Annotated in this window: 14 protein-coding genes; all 14 read right to left on the reverse strand. The window is 61.9% G+C overall.

Annotated elements, in window-relative coordinates; all coding sequences use genetic code 11:
• Nucleotides 1–94 precede the first annotated feature (94 nt).
• The 14 genes from KBP52_RS02410 to KBP52_RS02475 all read right to left on the reverse strand — a co-directional run bounded on the left by KBP52_RS02410 (nucleotide 95) and on the right by KBP52_RS02475 (nucleotide 17,679).
• On the reverse strand, nucleotides 95–781 hold the full coding sequence (locus KBP52_RS02410; RefSeq protein WP_116032976.1) for a glycosyltransferase: 687 nt from the start codon (nucleotides 779–781) through the stop codon (nucleotides 95–97).
• Nucleotides 778–1,377, reverse strand: a complete 600-nt coding sequence (locus KBP52_RS02415; RefSeq protein WP_077572707.1) for an SAM-dependent methyltransferase — start codon at nucleotides 1,375–1,377, stop codon at nucleotides 778–780. The genes KBP52_RS02410 and KBP52_RS02415 overlap by 4 nt, the downstream gene beginning before the upstream one ends.
• On the reverse strand, nucleotides 1,374–2,132 hold the full coding sequence (locus KBP52_RS02420) for a PIG-L family deacetylase (RefSeq protein WP_212623088.1): 759 nt from the start codon (nucleotides 2,130–2,132) through the stop codon (nucleotides 1,374–1,376). Before KBP52_RS02420 ends, KBP52_RS02415 begins: the two co-directional genes overlap by 4 nt.
• The gene (locus tag KBP52_RS02425) at nucleotides 2,129–3,127 is read right to left on the reverse strand and encodes an acyl-CoA dehydrogenase family protein (protein WP_212623089.1); all 999 of its coding nucleotides are present in this window, start codon (nucleotides 3,125–3,127) and stop codon (nucleotides 2,129–2,131) included. Before KBP52_RS02425 ends, KBP52_RS02420 begins: the two co-directional genes overlap by 4 nt.
• A gap of 1 nt (nucleotide 3,128) precedes the next feature.
• Nucleotides 3,129–5,288, reverse strand: coding sequence for a glycogen debranching protein GlgX (gene glgX / locus KBP52_RS02430; protein WP_212621952.1), 2,160 nt, complete (start codon nucleotides 5,286–5,288; stop codon nucleotides 3,129–3,131).
• Between the two features lie 225 nt (nucleotides 5,289–5,513).
• Nucleotides 5,514–5,828: a DUF2934 domain-containing protein gene (locus KBP52_RS02435; protein WP_116032965.1), complete on the reverse strand. Its 315-nt coding sequence runs from the start codon at nucleotides 5,826–5,828 to the stop codon at nucleotides 5,514–5,516.
• 27 nt (nucleotides 5,829–5,855) lie between these two features.
• Nucleotides 5,856–8,624, reverse strand: a complete 2,769-nt coding sequence (locus KBP52_RS02440) for a malto-oligosyltrehalose synthase (RefSeq protein WP_212621953.1) — start codon at nucleotides 8,622–8,624, stop codon at nucleotides 5,856–5,858.
• Complete coding sequence (gene malQ, locus KBP52_RS02445; protein ID WP_116032960.1) at nucleotides 8,621–10,699, reverse strand: 4-alpha-glucanotransferase; 2,079 nt, start codon at nucleotides 10,697–10,699, stop codon at nucleotides 8,621–8,623. Before malQ ends, KBP52_RS02440 begins: the two co-directional genes overlap by 4 nt.
• Nucleotides 10,696–12,498 (reverse strand): malto-oligosyltrehalose trehalohydrolase, encoded by a 1,803-nt coding sequence (gene treZ, locus KBP52_RS02450; protein WP_212621954.1) that lies wholly within the window; start codon nucleotides 12,496–12,498, stop codon nucleotides 10,696–10,698. The genes malQ and treZ overlap by 4 nt, the downstream gene beginning before the upstream one ends.
• An 18-nt stretch (nucleotides 12,499–12,516) precedes the next feature.
• Entirely contained in the window at nucleotides 12,517–14,103 is a 1,587-nt protein-coding gene (gene glgA / locus KBP52_RS02455) for a glycogen synthase GlgA (protein WP_077572715.1), read from the reverse strand.
• Between the two features lie 591 nt (nucleotides 14,104–14,694).
• A complete protein-coding gene (locus KBP52_RS02460) occupies nucleotides 14,695–15,648 on the reverse strand; it encodes a D-2-hydroxyacid dehydrogenase family protein (protein WP_212621955.1) in 954 nt (317 codons plus the stop codon).
• 13 nt (nucleotides 15,649–15,661) lie between these two features.
• Nucleotides 15,662–16,711 carry an alpha/beta hydrolase gene (locus KBP52_RS02465; RefSeq protein ID WP_212621956.1) on the reverse strand — a complete coding sequence of 350 codons (1,050 nt, stop codon included), beginning with the start codon at nucleotides 16,709–16,711 and terminating at the stop codon, nucleotides 15,662–15,664.
• An 87-nt stretch (nucleotides 16,712–16,798) separates the two neighbouring features.
• A complete protein-coding gene (locus tag KBP52_RS02470; protein WP_212623090.1) occupies nucleotides 16,799–17,233 on the reverse strand; it encodes a YqaA family protein in 435 nt (144 codons plus the stop codon).
• Nucleotides 17,233–17,679, reverse strand: a complete 447-nt coding sequence (locus KBP52_RS02475) for a DUF411 domain-containing protein (protein ID WP_212621957.1) — start codon at nucleotides 17,677–17,679, stop codon at nucleotides 17,233–17,235. Before KBP52_RS02475 ends, KBP52_RS02470 begins: the two co-directional genes overlap by 1 nt.
• Between the last annotated feature and the right edge of the window lie 232 nt (nucleotides 17,680–17,911).

A 17,911-nucleotide genomic window follows, 5' to 3' on the forward strand; every position in this document is an offset into this window, starting at 1 on the left:
ACCGACCCGTGAAGGCTGGTTGAATGCCTTGCGACGCTCCGAACCCTGGATTGCCGCGCAGCAGAGTATTGCTCATGAAGCGAAGTTCGTCGCGTCACAGATCAATCTGATCCGCTTTTTTTTGCTCCATCTGTGCCAGATTTCGCAGATAGTCGCCAAAGCCACCGCGCGCACGGCTGTCGAAGCGAGCGCTGGTGAGCACTTGCGGGCGATGACTCCAGGCGATGTTGGCGCCATCCCGCTCCAGCTCCCGCACCAACTGCACATCTTCGTCGCACGCCAGCGGTTTAAAGCCCCCGGCCCAGCGATAGGCGTCGGCGCTGATGCCCAGATTGGCGCCGTGAATGTGCCGATGGCCATCGCAGGCCCGGTAATGCCGGTGGTAGCGGATTTGCGCCGCTGCATCGAACGACTCGTGCCAGCGTTCGACCGTGACGGTACCGCAGACGGCGTCCGCACCCAAGCCCAGCTGCGCCACCAGCCAGTCGTCGGCGACGCGACTGTCGGCGTCCGAGCAGGAGATCCAGCGCGCGCCGCGCTCCAGCAACAGCTGTGCGCCGGCCGCCCGGGCCTGGCCGACGTTGCGCGCGTCGATGTGCAGGCTCAGCACCGGATAGCGACTGACAATCTGCGCCGAGCGATCGGTGCAACTGTCGAGCACCACCAGCACTTCGACGCGCTCGCCGGCCAGCAAGCCATGCCGGCTGGCGCGCACGGCCGCACTCAGGCATTCGTCGAGCAAGTCTTCCTCGTTGTGCGCCGGGATCAGAATGCCGATCATCGCAAGCCCTCCAGTGCCGCCACCGAGCGCGGTTCGCGGCTCCACACCTCAAGAATGAAGTCCGCTTCCTGATGCAAAACCACTCGCGGCAGGTGCAGTTTTTCGTGAATCAGGTCGTGTACCTGCCGCGCATTCAGCGGGCAGCCGTCGATGGGCGGACGCCAGTGACAGGCGAGGAACTGGCCGTCGGCAGTCAGGCAATCACTGGCCCGACGGATCACGTCTGTCAGATCTTCACCATCGAGGTAGTAGCCGATCTCGCTAAATACGATCAGGTCGAATTTTTCCTCCGGCCAGTCGCCGGGAAGACGGTTTTGCCGCACTTCGGCGTGATCGAACAGGCTCAATCGTGTGCGCGCCAACGTCACCGCCGCACTGGCCGTGTCACAGCACAGCAAGCGATCGCAACGACCGGCGAGTTCGGCGCTCAACTCGCCGTTGGCGCAGCCCGGTTCGAAGATTGCCCGATAGTGCGGACGCGGCAGGGCGGCGAGGGTGATTGCGCGTTTGCGCTGCTCGTACCAGCGCTCGCGGAAGGCCCAGGGGTCGTCGTTGCCGGCAAACAGGCCATCGAAATAGCGATCTTCGACACTCATAGAAACACCACTTCGAAAGGTTGCAGCAGGCGATCAAGCACATAGGGCGCGAGCACCGGGCCGAGTCTGGCGTCAGGATCGCCCTCCAGTTGACTGGCGAAGGCGTACACCGCGTGGCGCTTGCGTGCGACTTGCGCCGGCGTCAGGAGAATCTTGCGTGCGCGTTGCCACGGTACGAAAGCGTCTTCCGGGGTTGCCCAGTGCCAGGTCCACACCGGCAATTCATGGCAAGTCGCACCGACGCGACGGGCAGCCTCGGCGCTGGCGCGGCCGACGGCTTCGTGGTCGCAATGACCGTCCTCGCTCCAGGTAGTGAAGAGCACGTCGTCGGGACGCAGATGACGCTCGATGAACTCCACCAATTCGGTCTCCTGAGCCGCGACCTGCGTGTCGCTGAAACCGCCGCGCAGCCACTTCATGCGATGCATCGGCAGGCCGAGTCGGCGCAGCGCTTCGGCAGATTCCTGTGGGCGCACCACGCTCAGACGTTCGACCGGCCAACGACTGGAACCGGGGTGGCTGGCGCTGCCGTCGGTTACAGAAATCAGTTGCAGAGGCCGACCGGCCTCGGCGAGCAATTGCAGCAAACCACCACAACCGAGTACTTCGTCGTCCGGGTGCGGCGCGACGATCACCGCCCGCGCACCCGGTGGCACCAGGCTGAGGATGTCGATGCTGTCCAGCTCCGCCAGATGTCGCGAAGCCTGCCACTGATGCAGGCTGGTGCCCTGGCCGACAATCGGGTTGGTTTTCATAACGTCCATGCCTCGCCGCTTTGTTCGGCAATCAACTGACCGAGCGCAGCCAGATCGCGTTCGGCATGACTCTGGCGCAAGAACACCGGCAGATCGGCGCTGAGCCGGGCAAAGTGCCGATCCTTGCAAAACGGCCCGGCGCCGAGGGCGCGACCGACCTCACGCATCACCTGTTCTGCCGACTGCTCGACCACCGCGCGGGCCCGACGGGCGAGCAATTCGGCGTGGTCCTCGGGATGGGCATCGATGTGCAGCGCGCTGAACCGCAGCACATCGGCGGCCGCCTGCAACGCGCTGTCGACCGCGCCGAGATGGGCGAGGGCGTGCGGTTCCGGGCGTTGTCCACACTGCGCGCGCAACGCTTCGGCGATTTGCCGCGCGGCGCCGTACCAGCACGCGGCAATGCCGATCCCGCCTTGCCAGAAACCGGGTCGTTGCAGATAGTCGCCGGGGTTGCCGATGGCCTGCGCTTCGGCGCCGTCGAACAGCACCTCGATGCTACCGGTGGCGGCCATGCCGACCGCTTGCCAGCCTTGCTCGGTGACAGTCACGCCCGGTTGGTCGAGGGCAACGGCGACCAATTGTTGCTGATCATCGGCATCCCACGCGGTGAGCAAGGCATGGCTGAGCACAGCGGCCCCGGAGCACCAAGCCTTGCGTCCGTGCAGCGCGACCATGTGCCCGGCCGGGCTGATCTTGACCCGCGCTTGCGGCGGTTCCGCCGCCCACATGCCCCAGGTGCTGCCCGGTGTCGGCGAACCGCCCAGTTGCTCGATGATCGCCAGTGCGTCGGTGTGGCCTTCGAACAGCTTGCACAAACCGAGATCATGCCCGCCGACTTCCGCCAGTTGCTGGAAACGTTCCAGCGTGTGGCCACTGCCTGGCAACGGCAAACGATCCAGCCCGGCTTCGACCAGCGCTCGCAGGCAATTGCCGAGCGCTACGGTGTGCGGATAATCCGCCGGACGCCGGGCGAGATAACGGTGCAGGTCCATATCAATCTTCTTCATCACGTTGCAGTTCGAACAGCAGCAACGAGCGGCCGGTCACCGAGTACTCGTGGCCGAAATCGAAGCGTTCCTGGCCACGGATCGCCGGCTGGTTGGTGTCGATCATGCACGTCCAGAAGCTGCCTTCCGGTACTTCCGGCAAGGTGAAATTGACGATGTCGTGATGGGCGTTGACCACCAGCAGCAGCGTCGCATCCGCCCCCTTGCGGCGAATCCCGGTTTCCTGTGCGCGACCGTCGAGCAACATGCCCAGGCAGCGGTTGTGCGCATCGTGCCAATGCTCGGTGGTCATCTCGGTGGCATCCGGCGCCAGCCAGGTGATGTCCTTGACGCCGATGTCCTCGTTGTACTCGCCGACCAGAAAGCGCCCGCGCCGCAGGATCGGATAGGTCAGGCGCAATTTGATCAAGCGCTTGACGAACTTCAGCAGCGCCTTGCCGTCCTCGCTCAGGTCCCAGTTGACCCAACCGATCTCGCTGTCCTGGCAATAGGCGTTGTTGTTGCCGTCCTGGGTGCGGGCGAACTCGTCGCCGGCGACGATCATCGGCGTGCCTTGAGCGAGCAGCAGGGTGGCGAAGAAATTGCGCATCTGCCGATGGCGCAACGCGTTGATTTCCGGATCGTCGGTCGGACCTTCGACACCATGGTTCCACGACAGGTTGTTGTTGCTGCCGTCCTGATTGTTTTCGTCGTTGGCTTCGTTGTGCTTGTCGTTGTACGAAACCAGGTCGTTGAGGGTGAAACCGTCGTGCGCGGTGATGAAATTCACCGAGGAATACGGACGCCGCCCACGCTGGTTGAACATCTCACCGGAGGCGGTCATGCGGCTGGCGAAATCGGCAACCTGGCCATCGTCACCTTTCCAGAAGGCGCGCACGGTGTCGCGGAACTTGTCGTTCCACTCGACCCAGCCCGGCGGGAAGTTGCCGACCTGATAGCCGCCGGGGCCGCAGTCCCACGGCTCGGCGATCATCTTCACCTGACGCAGCACCGGATCCTGACGGCAAGCGACGAGGAAGCTGTGACGCTCGTCGAAACCATCGTGATAGCGGCCGAGAATGGTTGCCAGGTCGAAACGGAAACCGTCGACGTGCATCTCGCTGGCCCAGTAACGCAACGAGTCGGTGACCATTTGCAGCACGCACGGGTGGCTCAGGTCGAGGGTGTTGCCGGTGCCGGAATCGTTGATGTAGTAGCGCTTGTCGTCGGGCATCAAGCGGTAGTACGAGGCGTTGTCGATGCCGCGCATCGACAGGGTCGGACCTTGCTCGTTGCCCTCGGCGGTGTGGTTGTAGACCACGTCGAGGATCACTTCGAGGTTGGCTTCGTGCAGGTGCGCGACCATCTCCTTGAACTCGGCGATCTTGCCGCTGGCGAGGTAGCGCGGGTCCGGGGCGAAGAAGGCGATGCTGTTGTAGCCCCAGTAATTGGTCATGCCTTTGTGCAGCAAATGCTGGTCGTTGACGAAGGCGTGAATCGGCAGCAACTCGACGGTGGACACGCCTAGCTTGCGAATGTGTTCGAGCACGTCGTCGACCATCAGCCCGGCGAAAGTGCCGCGCACGTTCTCCGGCACCGACGGGTGACGCATGCTGATGCCGCGCACGTGGGTTTCGTAAATGATGGTTTTGTCCCACGGCACGCTGACACGGTGGTCGTTGCCCCAGGTGTGCGCCGGGTCGATGACTTTGCACTTGGGCACGAAGGGCGCGCTGTCACGTTCATCGAAACTGAGGTCGGCGTCGGGGTGGCCGATGGTGTAGCCGAACAGTGCTTCCGACCATTTCAATTTGCCGACCAGTTGCTTGGCGTACGGGTCGATGAGCAGTTTGTTGTGGTTGAAGCGGTGACCGTTGGCCGGGTCGTACGGGCCGTAGACGCGGTAGCCGTAGATCAATCCCGGATGCGCATCGGGCAGGTAGCCGTGGTAGATCTCGTCGGTGTATTCCGGCAGTTCGATGCGTTCGAGTTCGACTTCGCCGGCATCGTCGAAGATGCACAGTTCGACCTTGGTGGCGTTGGCGGAAAACAGAGCAAAGTTCACCCCCAGACCATCCCAGGTCGCACCGAGCGGGAAGGGCAGGCCTTCACGGATTCTCGACGGCTCGGCGTGCGCGGTGGGTTCGGCTTTCTTTGGACGGGTCATGATTGCTCCTGCAAAACGGGTAAATTCTGGGCTTACACATCCCCCTGTAGGAGTGAGCCTGCTCGCGATAGCGTTCTATCAGTCGACATTGATGTTGAATGTCAGATCGCTATCGCGAGCAGGCTCACTCCTACAGGGGGTTTTGTGTGTTTCTTGAGGACGAACGCGTCCTCGGTGGCGAGCGAACCCGCCACACGGTCATTCAGTTCAATCGTCGTTGAAGCGTCAGATCGCCGAAGGCTTCTTCGGCGCTCGAGGCTTTTTCTCGGCGGCTTTTTCGCCCGGGGGAATCACTTTGGCGGCGCTGGCCGGTTTGGCTTTGGCCGCAGGTTTCGGCTTGGCGGCCGGGGCCTTGGCCTCACTAGCCTTGCCAGCGGTTTTGCTGCCAGCGGCTTTTGGCGGTTTCTTCGGCGCCAGGGCTTCGGCTTCGGCCAGTTTGCGCGCCATCTCCCAATGGCGCGCCTCCTGACCCTCAGGCTGGCCTTCCGATTCCCAGATTTGATAGGCGAATTCGCGGATGCGTTTATCGTCGGTACTCATCGCAATGCTCCTGAACTGAACTCATGCTTACGTTAAGTGTTGGATAAAGAGATTGACCGGGACATCCCCCAGCGCGTCGCTGATATTCAGCTCCCTGTTTTTTGTGACTGCGCTGCTTGAAAAAAGTCCCTTCAGGTTTGTTTCGGAGGCGGCGAACGGTAAAACCACCCGCGTATCGCCCCAGCGCAGCGCATCGACCTGAGGTACAGCACCGTTTTCCAGCAGGGTTGCGCAACGGATCGGCACGATCACGATGGCCTGCTTGCCCTCGTGCTCACGGGCAAACGCGAGCACGTTGTGCGCCTGACTGCCGAGCACTTCCAGGGCTTGGTAAGTGCCCCGGCGGAACAGCTCGGCATGCTCGACACGCAGGTTCAGCACTTCGGCGATCAAGGCTTGCTTGATGCGCCCGTCACGCCAGTTCGCCAACAACTCCGCAGCTGGCAATGGCGCCTCCAGTGCGTGCTCGCGAGCGGCGTAATCCACCGGCCGGCGGTTGTCCGGATCGACCAGACTGAAGTCCCAGAACTCGTTGCCCTGATACAGATCCGGCACCCCCGGCACGGTCATGCGCAGCAAGGTTTGCGCCAAACCATTGAGGGCGCCGGCGGCGGCGATGCTGTTGACGGTCTTGCTCAGCGCGGCGCGCAGCAGTTCGCCTTCCTCACCGGTGAGGAGTTTTTCGGTGAACGCTTGTGCGGCGTTTTCATAGGCTTCGTTCGGCGCGCTCCAACTGCTTTGCAGCTTGGCTTCGCGCAGAGCTTTCTGTTGCCATTGCCAGATACGTTTGGCGTAGTCGGCGAACCCGGCCTGATCGTCATCGCGCAATTGCAGCGGCCAACTGCCGAGCAACGCTTGATAGAGGATCAGCTCATCGCCGCTCGACGGCATCTGCTCGTCAACGCGCACCGGGCGGGCGAGGGCGCGCCACAACTCGATCTGCTCGGCGTACCAATGGCTGCGTTCACTGAGCACGGCCAGACGTGCGCGGGTGTCTTCGCCGCGTTTGTGATCGTGGGTGGCAGTGGCCAGCAAGTTGTCGGGGAACTCGTCCAGCCGTTGCTGATTGACCGCATGAAAATCGCTGACCGGGGCGCTGAACTGCTCGGTGTTGTAGCCGACATCGTTGCGCGACAGCAGCACCGCCGAGCGATACAGCGCGGTGTCTTCCACGGCTTTCGCCGCTGCCGGTGAGGTCAGTTGCTGAAAGCGTACGCAGGCGTGTTTGAGGATCTTGCGTGAACGCCCGCGCGGTTTGCGTCGCCACGGCGTGCCACCGAGCCACGCAGCGACACAGTCGAGCACCGGCCAATCGGCCTCGCTGAGGGTTTGCCGCGCACCGTCCATGGCCTGCTGGAAAAACACCTCGTCCTGCGCCGAGCGGCCCATGGCGCTGATGTAAGTGCGGTACACCGGGAAATGCACGATCAACGCCTGCAACACCCGGCGGATCGCGCCGAGGGTCAGGTCGCGGGTCATCAGGTCATCGCGGGCGACTTGCAGCAGCGCTTGGGCGACGCTTTCGCAGTCGCTCGCCAGCGAGCCGTTGAGGATCTGCTGACGCGCCAGTTGCGCTTCTTCGATAAACGCGGCGGGGCGTTCGGTGCGCCGTTGCCACAGATCACCGAGGACGAATTCGCCGTCCGGATCGTGTTGCAGCAACGACAGCTGATTCATGAATTCATAACCGGTGGTGCCGTCCACCGCCCAGTCGCGGTGCAGGGTTTCGCCGGCGCCGAGGATCTTCTCGACGTAGATCGGCAAGTGCCTGCCCGGTGCCAGCAGATCAACCCGGCGGCGCAGTTTGCGGCAATAACCACGCGGGTCGGCGAGGCCGTCGATGTGGTCGATGCGCAAGCCGTCGACCAAGCCTTCGGCGATCAACTGGAAGATTTTGCCGTGGGTGGCTTCGAACACCGCCGGGCGCTCAACGCGCAGGCCGCCGAGTTCGTTGATGTCGAAAAAACGCCGCCAGTTGATGTCGTCCGCTGCGGTGCGCCAACTGGCGAGGCGATAGCTCTGACGCTCCAACAACTGATGCAGATTGTGAAAGCCTGCTTCGGTCGTTGAATCGAAATGCTGCAGGTTGCTTTGAATCGCTTCAAGCGTCTGCGGATCGCTCGCCAGTTCGCGCAGCTCTCCCTTCAGTGGCATCGCCAGCGAATGTGCATCGGTCTGATAACTGAGCGTGCTGAACCGGTCAGCGAGGGATTTCAGCGTCTCTTGGTGTTTGAGGATCTCACCGTAGTCACTCGGGCAGATCGGGAAATGATGATCGTAGTGCTCGACGTAAAAGCTGCCGGTGTTTGCCTTGAACAGCAGCTTCAGCGTGCCTTCCTGCAACGCCACACCGTAATCGCTGCCGAGGAACGGCAGCAGCAACTGGCCCTCCATCAACGGGTCCGGCGAGTGCCACTGAATATCGAAGAACTCGCCGTAAGGGCTCAGTCGCCCCCATTCCAGCAGGTCGAGCCACCACGGGTTGTCGCTGCCACCGACCGCCATGTGGTTGGAGACGATGTCGAGGATCAGCCCCATGTTGTGTTCACGCAGGGTGCTGACCAAGCGCCGAAGCGCCGGCTCACCGCCAAGCTCCGGGTTGACCTGGGTCGGGTCGACCACGTCGTAACCATGCATCGAGCCGGCCCGTGCCGCGAGCAGCGGCGAGGCGTAAATATGGCTGATGCCGAGCCGGGCAAAGTACGGCACCAGTGGTACGGCTTGTTCGAGGGTAAAACCCTTATGAAACTGCAGGCGCAGTGTCGCGCGCAGGGGCTGGATGAGCGCTTGATTCATTGGTCACGCTCGGCAGCCTGAAGACGCGCGCACGCCAGCAATTCCAGACGTCGCGCCGCATCCGCGCCGTCGAGCAGCGCCTCACTGGTGCCGGGCAAGCGTCGCGACCAGTTCGGATGGGTGTCGATGGTGCCCGGCAGATTCGCTTGTTCGTTGATGCCCAGCGCATCTTCCAGCGGCAACAGCACCAGCGGCGCGCGGGTGTGACCGAGGAAGCGCACCGCGGCATCGACCACTTGATCGGCCTCGTGGGACTCCTCGCGGAAATTCTGCGGGTCCTGACTCAAGGCACTGCGCAGGCCTTCACGTTCACGCTGACGATGGTGGCGCCATTCGATTTCACCGTTGGCATCGACAAAACCCAACCGCGCGTTCCAGTCGATGTCGCGGCCATGCCACCAACCGTTGAGCGTTGGCAGATCGTGGGTGCTGGTGGTTGCCAGTGCGTTGTCCGGCCAGTCGAGAATCGGCTTGAAATGGGTGTTGTCCTGTTCGAACAGCAACACGCGCATGCCGAGCATCGAGCGGGCGATGAGTTTCTCGCGCAAGCCGTCAGGCACCGTGCCAAGGTCTTCGCCGAGGACGATCGCCTGATGACGATGGGATTCGAGGGTCAGCAAGCGCAGCAAGTCATCGACCGGGTAATACAGGTACGCGCCATCGGCCGGCGCGGCGCCGTTGGGGATCACCCACAAGCGTTGCAGGCCCATGACATGGTCGATACGCAAACCACCGGCGTGGGCGAAGTTGGCGCGCAGCATGTCGATGAAGGCGCGAAAACCGTTGCGGATCAGGCCTTCCGGCGAGAACGCGGAAATGCCCCAGCCCTGGCCCGAGCGATTGAGAATGTCCGGCGGTGCACCGACGGTGAGCGAGGCGAGCAGTTCATCCTGAAAACTCCAGGCCTGACTGCCAGCACCGTCGGCGCCCACCGCCAGATCGGCGATCAGGCCAATGCCCATGCCGGCGCTGCGTGCGGCGGTTTGTGCACGTTCCAGGCAGCGGTGGATCAGCCATTGGCAAAAAGCGAAATAGCCAATGCGCTCGGCGTATTCTTCGGCGAAAGCTTCGAGCGCTGCGCCGCGTGGGTCGTGCCAGTGCTCTGGCCATTGCCGCCAGTCGAGGTTTTCGCCACGGGCGGCGCGCATTTCCTGAATCGCTTCGAAACGGCAGTGGTTTTCCAGTGCTTCGCCACCGGCGTGACGGAAACTGGCAAAGTCCGGGTGCAACGGATGGTCACCGGCGATGAAACCTTCGTACAACGCTTGCAAGAGTTTTTGCTTGGCGTCGGCGGCGCTCGGCCAGTCAATCAGCGTCAGGTCTTCCAGTTGCGCGAACTGCTCGGCCAGGCCGGCCGCGTCGATGGCATCACGCAAGGCGCGTTCACCGAGAATCGCGCCGGGAGCGGCGTAAAGAGAGTTGAGGAACAACCGACTGGACGGCGAATAAGGGCTGTAGCGGCCGGTGTCGGCGCTGAACATGGCGTGCAGCGGGCTGATCGCCAAAGCATCGGCGCCGCGCTCACCGGCCACGCGGACCAAGTCTTCCAGTGCTTGAGTGTCGCCGAAGCCGCCGTCGCCGGCGCGGCGCAAGGCATACAGTTGCGCACTCAGACCCCAGACGCGGGGAATCGGATTATCCACCGCATCGCCGACGCTGAAGCAGCGTTCCGGGGCCACGGCCAGGGTGAAATACTGATCGCTGATGTGCACCTGTTGATAGCCGACCGGGATCAGCCCCGGCAATATCGCCTCAGAATCGAGTTTCAGGTTCAGCCGCGAGCCGTCTTCAAGGTGAATTTCACACGGCGTTTCCGGGGCGAAATAACGCGCCAGATCCACGCCGACACCGACATCGGCGGTCAACAGCGGCGGCAAGTGGCGGTCTTGTTGCACGGCTTGCAGTTCCAGCAGGCTGGCGTCGATTTCCTGCGCGGTGCTGGCCGGGTGGCCGAGTCCGATCAGGACATTGCGCAGCACCGCCGGGGCGACTTTCTGCGGGCGGCCGTTGGCGTCGATCCAGTCGACGGCGAGGCCGGCTCGGCTGGCGAGAATTTCCAGTTGCGCATCGCTCATAGGCGCTCTCCATTCAGAGGTTGCAAAGGGGTTGCGGCCGTGAGGCTGACAAGCGCGCAATACGCGGGCAGTACGCCCGATTCCGACAGATCGACGGTGGGTGGCTGTTGAAACAGCCACACGGCCTCGGTCTGTGGAGGGTTGACCACTGGCGTGTCGCTGAGGTTCAGGTCAATTCGCAGCTCGCTGCCATTGCCCAGACGCCATCGCGCACTGACCGCGCCATAACCGAGCATATGCGCGCCAAGCGCTTGGGTGCCGGACAAATGGGGAATGATGTATTGATGGCGAAATTGCAGGAGCTTCTGGTACAGCGCGAGGGTTTCCTGCTGTTTTTCGCTGCCATGGCCGATCAACCTTGGCTGTGAGGCGTGGAAGGTTTTTTCGCCATTCGGATCGGGAATCTGCTCGCGTTTGTGCGGATCGGCGAAGGCGCTGAACGCGGCGAATTCGTTGCGTCGACCCTCGCGCACCAGTTTCGCCAGTTCGCCGTGGTGACTGGTGAAAAACAGGAACGGCTGCTCGGCGGCGAACTCGTCACCCATGAACATCAGCGGAATCATCGGTGACAGCAGCAACAACACGGTCGCTGCCTGCACGGCACGCGGATCGGCCAGATGATGCAGGCGCTCGCCGAAGGCGCGGTTGCCGATCTGATCGTGGTTTTGCAGGAACAGCACGAACGCGGTGGAGGGCAGATGTTCGCTGGGCTCGCCGCGCGGTTCGCCGTGGCGGGTGATGTGGCCCTGGAAGACAAACCCCTGACTCAGGCAGCGCACCAGTTGTTCGGTGGGTTGCGCGGCGTAGTCGGCGTAATAGGCGTCGGTTTCGCCAGTGAGCAGGACGTGCAAGGCGTTGTGGCCGTCGTCGTTCCACTGCGCGTCGTAGTCGTATTCGAGCAGGCTCGACTGGTTCAGTTCGTTTTCCACGGTCAGCCAGACATGCCGGCTCGGGTCAATCTGCGCGCGGACACGCTGGGCCATCTCGGTGAGAAAATCCGGGTCTTCGATGGCATGCACCGCGTCCAGGCGCAGACCGTCGAAGCGGTATTCGAGCAACCACATCAGGGCGTTTTCGATAAAGAATTCGCGAACTTCGCTGCGACGGAAATCGATCGCTGCGCCCCATGGCGTGTGTTTGTCCTCGCGGAAAAAGCCTTTGGCGTAGCGGTGCAGGTAATTGCCATCAGGGCCGAAGTGGTTGTAGACCACGTCGAGAATCACCGCCAAACCGTGGCCGTGAGCACTGTCGATCAGGTGTTTGAGTTGTTCCGGGGTGCCGTAGGAGGATTGCGGTGCGTAGGGCAAAACACCGTCGTAACCCCAATTGCGATCGCCGGGGAACTGCGCCAGCGGCATCAGTTCAATGGCAGTAATGCCCAGGCCCGCGAGGCGCGCCAGATGTTGTTCGACTTCAGCGAAACCACCGAGCGCACCGACGTGCAACTCGTAGATCACCGCTTCGCTCCACGGCCGACCTTGCCAGGCAGTGTGGCGCCATTGATAGGCCAGCGGATCGACCACCACGCTGTGGCGGTCGAGGTCGCCATCCTGTGCTCTGGAGGCAGGGTCGGGCACTTCCAGTTCGCCGTCGATGTTGTAGCGGTAACGCGTGCCCGCCGGACAGCGGGCCTCGATCACAAACCAGCCGTCTGCCTGAGACAGCATCGGCAGCGACTGGCCATTTTCAAGCTCGACACTGACGTAAAACGCATCGGGTGCCCACAGCGCGAACTGTGTGTGTTCGGCGTCCAGCATGATCGCGCCGTGGGGCCAGGTTTCAGTAGACCGTAACGGCATCGTGGTGAACCTCCCTGGTTATTTGTGGTGAGCTTTACCCAGCGCCTTGGCGACCAGTTGTTCGTAGAGTTCGGCGTACGGTTCAACCGCTTTGCACCAGTTGAACGGCGCGGCCATGGCCCGGCAACGCATGGCGTTGAGCAGTTCGGGGAAAGCGAAGACCTTGAACGCGCGGCTCAGGGCCTCTTGATAGCTTTCAGCGGTGGATTCGTCGAAGAGGAACCCGGTGACACCGTTTTCAATGGTGTCGGCCAGCCCGCCGGTATTGCGTGCGACCGGCAGCGAGCCGAAACGCTGGGCGTACATCTGGCTCAAACCGCAAGGTTCGTAGCGCGAAGGCATCAGCAGGAAATCGCTGCCGGCGAACATCCGGCGGGCATCGGTTTCGTTGAAGCCGATGCGCACGCCGATCTGCCCGGGGAAGCGCAGCGCCAGCTCGCGCATGGCTTGTTCTTCTTCCGGCTCACCGCGACCGATGATTGCGATTTGGCCGCCGTTCTGCACGATGTACTCGGATACCGCGATCGTCAGGTCGAGACCTTTCTGATAGACCAGTCGCGACACCACGGCGAACAGCGGGCCTGCAGAGTCATTCAATTCAAATAGCTCACGCACATGCGCGGCGTTGACCGCTTTGCCTTCCCAGTCACCAATGGCAAACGGTGCGAACAGGTGCGGATCGGTGGCAGCGTCCCAACTCTCGTCGATGCCGTTGGGGATGCCGCTGAGCAAGCCTTGCTGGGTCTTGGCGGCGAGAAAGCCGTCGAGGCCGCAGCCGAAATCCGGGGTGGTGATTTCCTGCGCGTAGGTGGCGCTGACCGTGGTGATATGGCTCGAATAGGCCATGCCGGCCTTGAGGAACGACATCTTGCCGTAGAACTCCATTCCTTCCTGCTGCAGGGCATGGTTGGGAATACCCAGCTCGGGGCAGGAACCGAGGCTGGTCACGCCTTGATAGGCGAGGTTATGAATGGTGAACAGGGTCGGCGTGCGCTGCCCGCGCCAGTGCATATAGGCCGGGGCCAGGCCGGCAGGCCAGTCATGGGCGTGCACCAGATCCGGGCACCAGTGGATTTGCGCGAGGTTGGCGGCGATGTCGGCAGCGGCCAAGCCCAGACGGGCGAAACGAATGTGGTTGTCCGGCCAGTCGCGGCCATTGTTGGCACCGTAGGGCGAGCCTTCGCGCTCGTAGAGTTCGGGGCAGATCAGCACGTAGATGACCAGACCATCGGGCATGTCCATACGGCCGATCTTGCACGGTGGCAGCGCGGCATGGCCGCCGAGTTCGCCGATGATGTGGATCGGGTTTTCGCTGTGCATCACCTGCGGGTAACCGGGGATCAACACCCGCACATCGTGCAGATGAGCCATGGCCCGGGGCAGTGCGGCTGAGACGTCACCCAAACCACCGGTCTTGACCAGGTCGGCGATTTCCGAAGTGACAAACAACACTTTTTTCTTGTTGGGGTTCTGGCTCGCTACTGGAGTCAGCGTTTTGGTGCCGGGGACGTTGATCTGTCGGCTGCCGGGAACACTGACGGTGCTCGATTCTCCAACCGCCTGCTGAGCACGCTCTCCCTGAATATCCAATGCCGCACTGATCATATGAATCTCCCGTATCGTTGATCTGATTCTTGTCTTGAACAAGCGATGTCCATGGCCAAGTCCTGTGGCCGGGCGCAAACGCGCCACGCATCGGTGAGCAAACGCTACCCAACACGCGCAAGCAGAATGGGTGATCGGGCCGTTGCAAGGATTGCACCAGTCGCTTTGGCCCAGTCTTTCTGATGACCCGTCGCGTGGAGCAAAAGTTTCGAGTTTTTTTGTGCAATGTGACCGGTTGGTTTTACCTCGCGAAAGTCAGTCTAGGCCAGATCCTAGAGCGGGCCAGAGCAAATGGGTAAATTGTTCGACAATCGGTTGGCAGTCTGAGCAAACCGTACTTTGCCGGGGTAAACGCACCGACGAAGTGCAGGTTTTTCTGCGGGGGAGGGCCAAAACGGTGACTGGTCGGTCACGATTTTGTGCTAGCGGGAAGGGTGGTTGCACTGTTGTGGTGCGGGCAGTTTGTTGATGGGGTGACTGATATGACGCTATCGCGAGCAGGCTCACTCCTACAGTTGAAATGCGTTCCCCTGTAGGAGTGAGCCTGCTCGCGATAGCAATAGTGACTTCACCCTCTCTTTGCAGAAAGGGTCAGTTCAGCAGGCGAACCGGCTCCCCAGCCGCCCAAGCCTGAACATCCTCGATCATCTGCGAAAAGAACTGCTCATAGTTCTGCCGACTGACATAGCCCACATGCGGCGTCGCCAAGACATTGTCGAGTGTGCGAAACGGGTGCATGGCCGGCAGCGGTTCCTGCTCGAACACGTCCAGCGCCGCCCCGGCGATCTGCTGTTTCTGCAAGGCCTTGATCAGTGCCGCTTCATCGACAATCGGCCCGCGCGCGGTGTTGACCAGCAGGGCCGTCGGTTTCATCCAGCCCAGTGCCTGCGCATCGACCAGACCGCGACTGCGCTCGCTGAGCACCAGATGCACCGACAACACATCGGCCTGCTCGAACAGTTGCTGCTTGCTGACGTGCGTCACGCCGGCCTGTTCAGCCCGTTCGGCGGTGAGGTTTTCGCTCCAGGCGATCACCTTCATGCCGAACACCTGGCCGAACTGTGCAACCCGCTGGCCGATGCTGCCCAGACCGAGAATGCCAAGGGTCTTGCCATGCAAATCACCGCCGAGCCCTTGCTGCCACTGGCCGGCGCGCAGGGCGTTGGCTTCTTTCACCAGATTGCGTGTCGCCGCCATGACCAGCGCCCAGGTCAATTCCGGCGCCGCATGCTTGTAACTGTCAGTGCCGCAGACTTTGATGCCCAGTTTTGCCGCCGCTGGCATGTCCAGCGCCGCGTTGCGCATGCCGCCGGTGACCAGCAACTTCAGATTGGGCAAGCGCTTGAGCAAGTCTTCGTCGAACCGCGTGCGTTCGCGCATCACGCAAATCACCTGATAGCGGCCCAGACGCTCGGCCAGTGTCGCGTTGTCGGCCGGGTAATCGTGTTCAAACGTCACTTCACCGAGGCTATCGAGGACTGACCAGTCGACTACGTCGCGGGCCACGTCCTGCCAGTCATCGATCACTGCAATCTGCACCGCCATCAGCCTTACCTCTTCAACGAACGGGATTGGATGTATTCAGCCAGTCGAGCAGGGCCTTGTGGAACTGCGTCGGTTCTTCCATTTGCGGCGCGTGGCCCATGCCGGGAAATTCCACCAGCGTCGACTGCGGGATCAGCTTGGCCACTTGTTTGCCGAGCACCTCGTAATGGCCGATTTTCGCTTTCACCTCTGGTGGCGCGAGGTCCTTGCCGATGGCGGTGGTGTCGGAGGTGCCGATCAGCAGCAGGGTCGGCATCTTCAGGTCCTTGAACTCGTAGTACACCGGCTGGGTGAAAATCATGTCGTAGATCAGCGCCGAGTTCCACGCCACCTGGGTCTTGCCCGGGCCTTTGCTCAGGCCGGCGAGCATGTCGACCCAGCGATCGAATTCCGGTTTCCAGCGGCCGTCGTAGTAAGTAGTGCGTTCGTAATCACGGATGCCTTGAGCACTGACTTTCAGCTCACGTTGATACCACTGATCTACCGTGCGATAGGGCACGCCGAGGGCTTTCCAGTCTTCGAGACCGATCGGGTTGACCAGTGCCAATTGTTCGACCTGCTCGGGGAACAGCAAGGCATAGCGGGTGGCGAGCATGCCGCCGGTGGAGTGGCCGAGCAGCGTGGCTTTCTGAATGCCCAGCGCTTTGAGCAACTGCTGGGTATTGGTCGCCAGTTGCTGGAAGCTGTATTGATAGTTGTCAGGTTTGCTGGAGGTGCAGAAACCGATCTGATCCGGCGCGATCACTCGGTAACCGGACTCGCTCAATGCCTTGATCGAACTGTCCCAGGTCGCTGCGCAAAAATTCTTGCCGTGCATCAGCACCACGGTGCGGCCATTGGCCTTGCCGTGGGCGGCGACGTCCATGTAACCCATCTGCAGGGGTTTGCCCTGAGACTGAAAGGCAAAGTGTTTAAGCGTGTAAGGGTATTCGAAGCCTTGCAGTTCCGGGCCGTAGGCCGGGCCTTCCGGCGCGGCTTCGCCTGTCGTGGCAGCCTGAGCTGACAGGGGCAGGGCGGCGCAGAGGAGCAGGGAGGGGAGCCAACGGGGAAACGTGACAGACATAAGGTCAAACTCCGTTTGAAATCGGCCGATGCTGGAACGGCTGGATTATGCCGACGTTAAACACAGGCAATGCCCGCAGCCGAACGTTCAACCCAGCCAGCCCAGCGTCAGCATGGCCAGCACGCCGTAACGTGCGCCTTTGGCCAAGGTGACGATCAATAGAAAGCGCCCGAGCGGTTCGCGCATGACGCCGGCAATCAGCGTCAGCGGGTCGCCAATGATCGGCAACCAACTCAGCAGCAACGACCAATGCCCGTAGCGCTCATAGTGTTTGCGCGCCTTGGCCATGTGCGCAGGGCTGAGCGGAAACCAGCGGCGATCCTGAAAACGCTCGAGGCCACGGCCCAGCCACCAGTTGACCAGCGAACCGAGTACGTTGCCCAGCGTTGCCACGGCGAGCAGGCCCCACAGCCAGTAACGCTCGCTGACGATCAAGCCGACCAGCAATGCTTCGGACTGCAACGGCAATAAGGTCGCCGCACCGAACGCGGCAAAGAACAGCCCGAAGTAAGCGGCGCCGATCAATGGGCCGGGTAGTCCGCCACGACAACGTCAGCGCCGTCCTTTTTCAGGCCGATCACTTGATAGGCATCGCTCATGCCGTCCATTTCCATGCCCGGCGAACCCATCGGCATACCCGGTGCGGCGACGCCGAGCAGGTCATCGCGCTTGCTCAGGGCCAGCACTTGTTCTGCCGGCACGTGGCCTTCGACGAATTTGCCGTTGATGATCGCGGTGTGGCACGACGCCAGACGCGTCGGTACGCCATGTTGTTGCTTGAAGCTGCTCATGTCGCTTTCGACGTGGTCTTCGACTTTGAAACCGTTGGCTTCGAGGTGGCTGATCCATTTTTTGCAGCAACCGCAATTGGCGTCGCGGTGCACTTCGATCGGGATCAGGTCGGCGGCTTGCGCCAGGGAAGAAATGAACAGGGCGCTCAGGGCGACCAGACGCAGGTGGGTTCGCATAGCGGATTCTCGGCTCGGCTGACGATCAGAAAAGAACGCATTTTGACCGGTTTTTCCTGCGCGGCATCAACGCAATGTTTCCAGTTGTTGCAAGGCAGGCTGGCAGGATGATCGTAGATCAAGCCTGACATTTCAGTGCTAGCGATGCAGTCTTCAGTGTTACAGCGATCTACTGTAGGAGTGAGCCTGCTCGCGATAGCGTCTGTTCAGGCACTGAAGTGATGACTGACAG

Origin of the sequence: Pseudomonas sp. SCA2728.1_7 (assembly GCF_018138145.1) — a bacterium.
Taxonomy (GTDB): Bacteria; Pseudomonadota; Gammaproteobacteria; order Pseudomonadales; family Pseudomonadaceae; genus Aquipseudomonas; species Aquipseudomonas koreensis_A.

What these genes read in the sequence shown, in the direction of transcription:
- KBP52_RS02410 (WP_116032976.1), bottom strand. Translation starts at nt 781, where the DNA reads ATGATCGGCATTCTGATCCCGGCGCACAACGAGGAAGACTTGCTCGAC.
- KBP52_RS02415 (WP_077572707.1), bottom strand. Translation starts at nt 1,377, where the DNA reads ATGAGTGTCGAAGATCGCTATTTCGATGGCCTGTTTGCCGGCAACGAC.
- KBP52_RS02420 (WP_212623088.1), bottom strand. Translation starts at nt 2,132, where the DNA reads ATGAAAACCAACCCGATTGTCGGCCAGGGCACCAGCCTGCATCAGTGG.
- KBP52_RS02425 (WP_212623089.1), bottom strand. Translation starts at nt 3,127, where the DNA reads ATGGACCTGCACCGTTATCTCGCCCGGCGTCCGGCGGATTATCCGCAC.
- glgX (WP_212621952.1), bottom strand. Translation starts at nt 5,288, where the DNA reads ATGACCCGTCCAAAGAAAGCCGAACCCACCGCGCACGCCGAGCCGTCG.
- KBP52_RS02435 (WP_116032965.1), bottom strand. Translation starts at nt 5,828, where the DNA reads ATGAGTACCGACGATAAACGCATCCGCGAATTCGCCTATCAAATCTGG.
- KBP52_RS02440 (WP_212621953.1), bottom strand. Translation starts at nt 8,624, where the DNA reads ATGAATCAAGCGCTCATCCAGCCCCTGCGCGCGACACTGCGCCTGCAG.
- malQ (WP_116032960.1), bottom strand. Translation starts at nt 10,699, where the DNA reads ATGAGCGATGCGCAACTGGAAATTCTCGCCAGCCGAGCCGGCCTCGCC.
- treZ (WP_212621954.1), bottom strand. Translation starts at nt 12,498, where the DNA reads ATGCCGTTACGGTCTACTGAAACCTGGCCCCACGGCGCGATCATGCTG.
- glgA (WP_077572715.1), bottom strand. Translation starts at nt 14,103, where the DNA reads ATGATCAGTGCGGCATTGGATATTCAGGGAGAGCGTGCTCAGCAGGCG.
- KBP52_RS02460 (WP_212621955.1), bottom strand. Translation starts at nt 15,648, where the DNA reads ATGGCGGTGCAGATTGCAGTGATCGATGACTGGCAGGACGTGGCCCGC.
- KBP52_RS02465 (WP_212621956.1), bottom strand. Translation starts at nt 16,711, where the DNA reads ATGTCTGTCACGTTTCCCCGTTGGCTCCCCTCCCTGCTCCTCTGCGCC.
- KBP52_RS02475 (WP_212621957.1), bottom strand. Translation starts at nt 17,679, where the DNA reads ATGCGAACCCACCTGCGTCTGGTCGCCCTGAGCGCCCTGTTCATTTCT.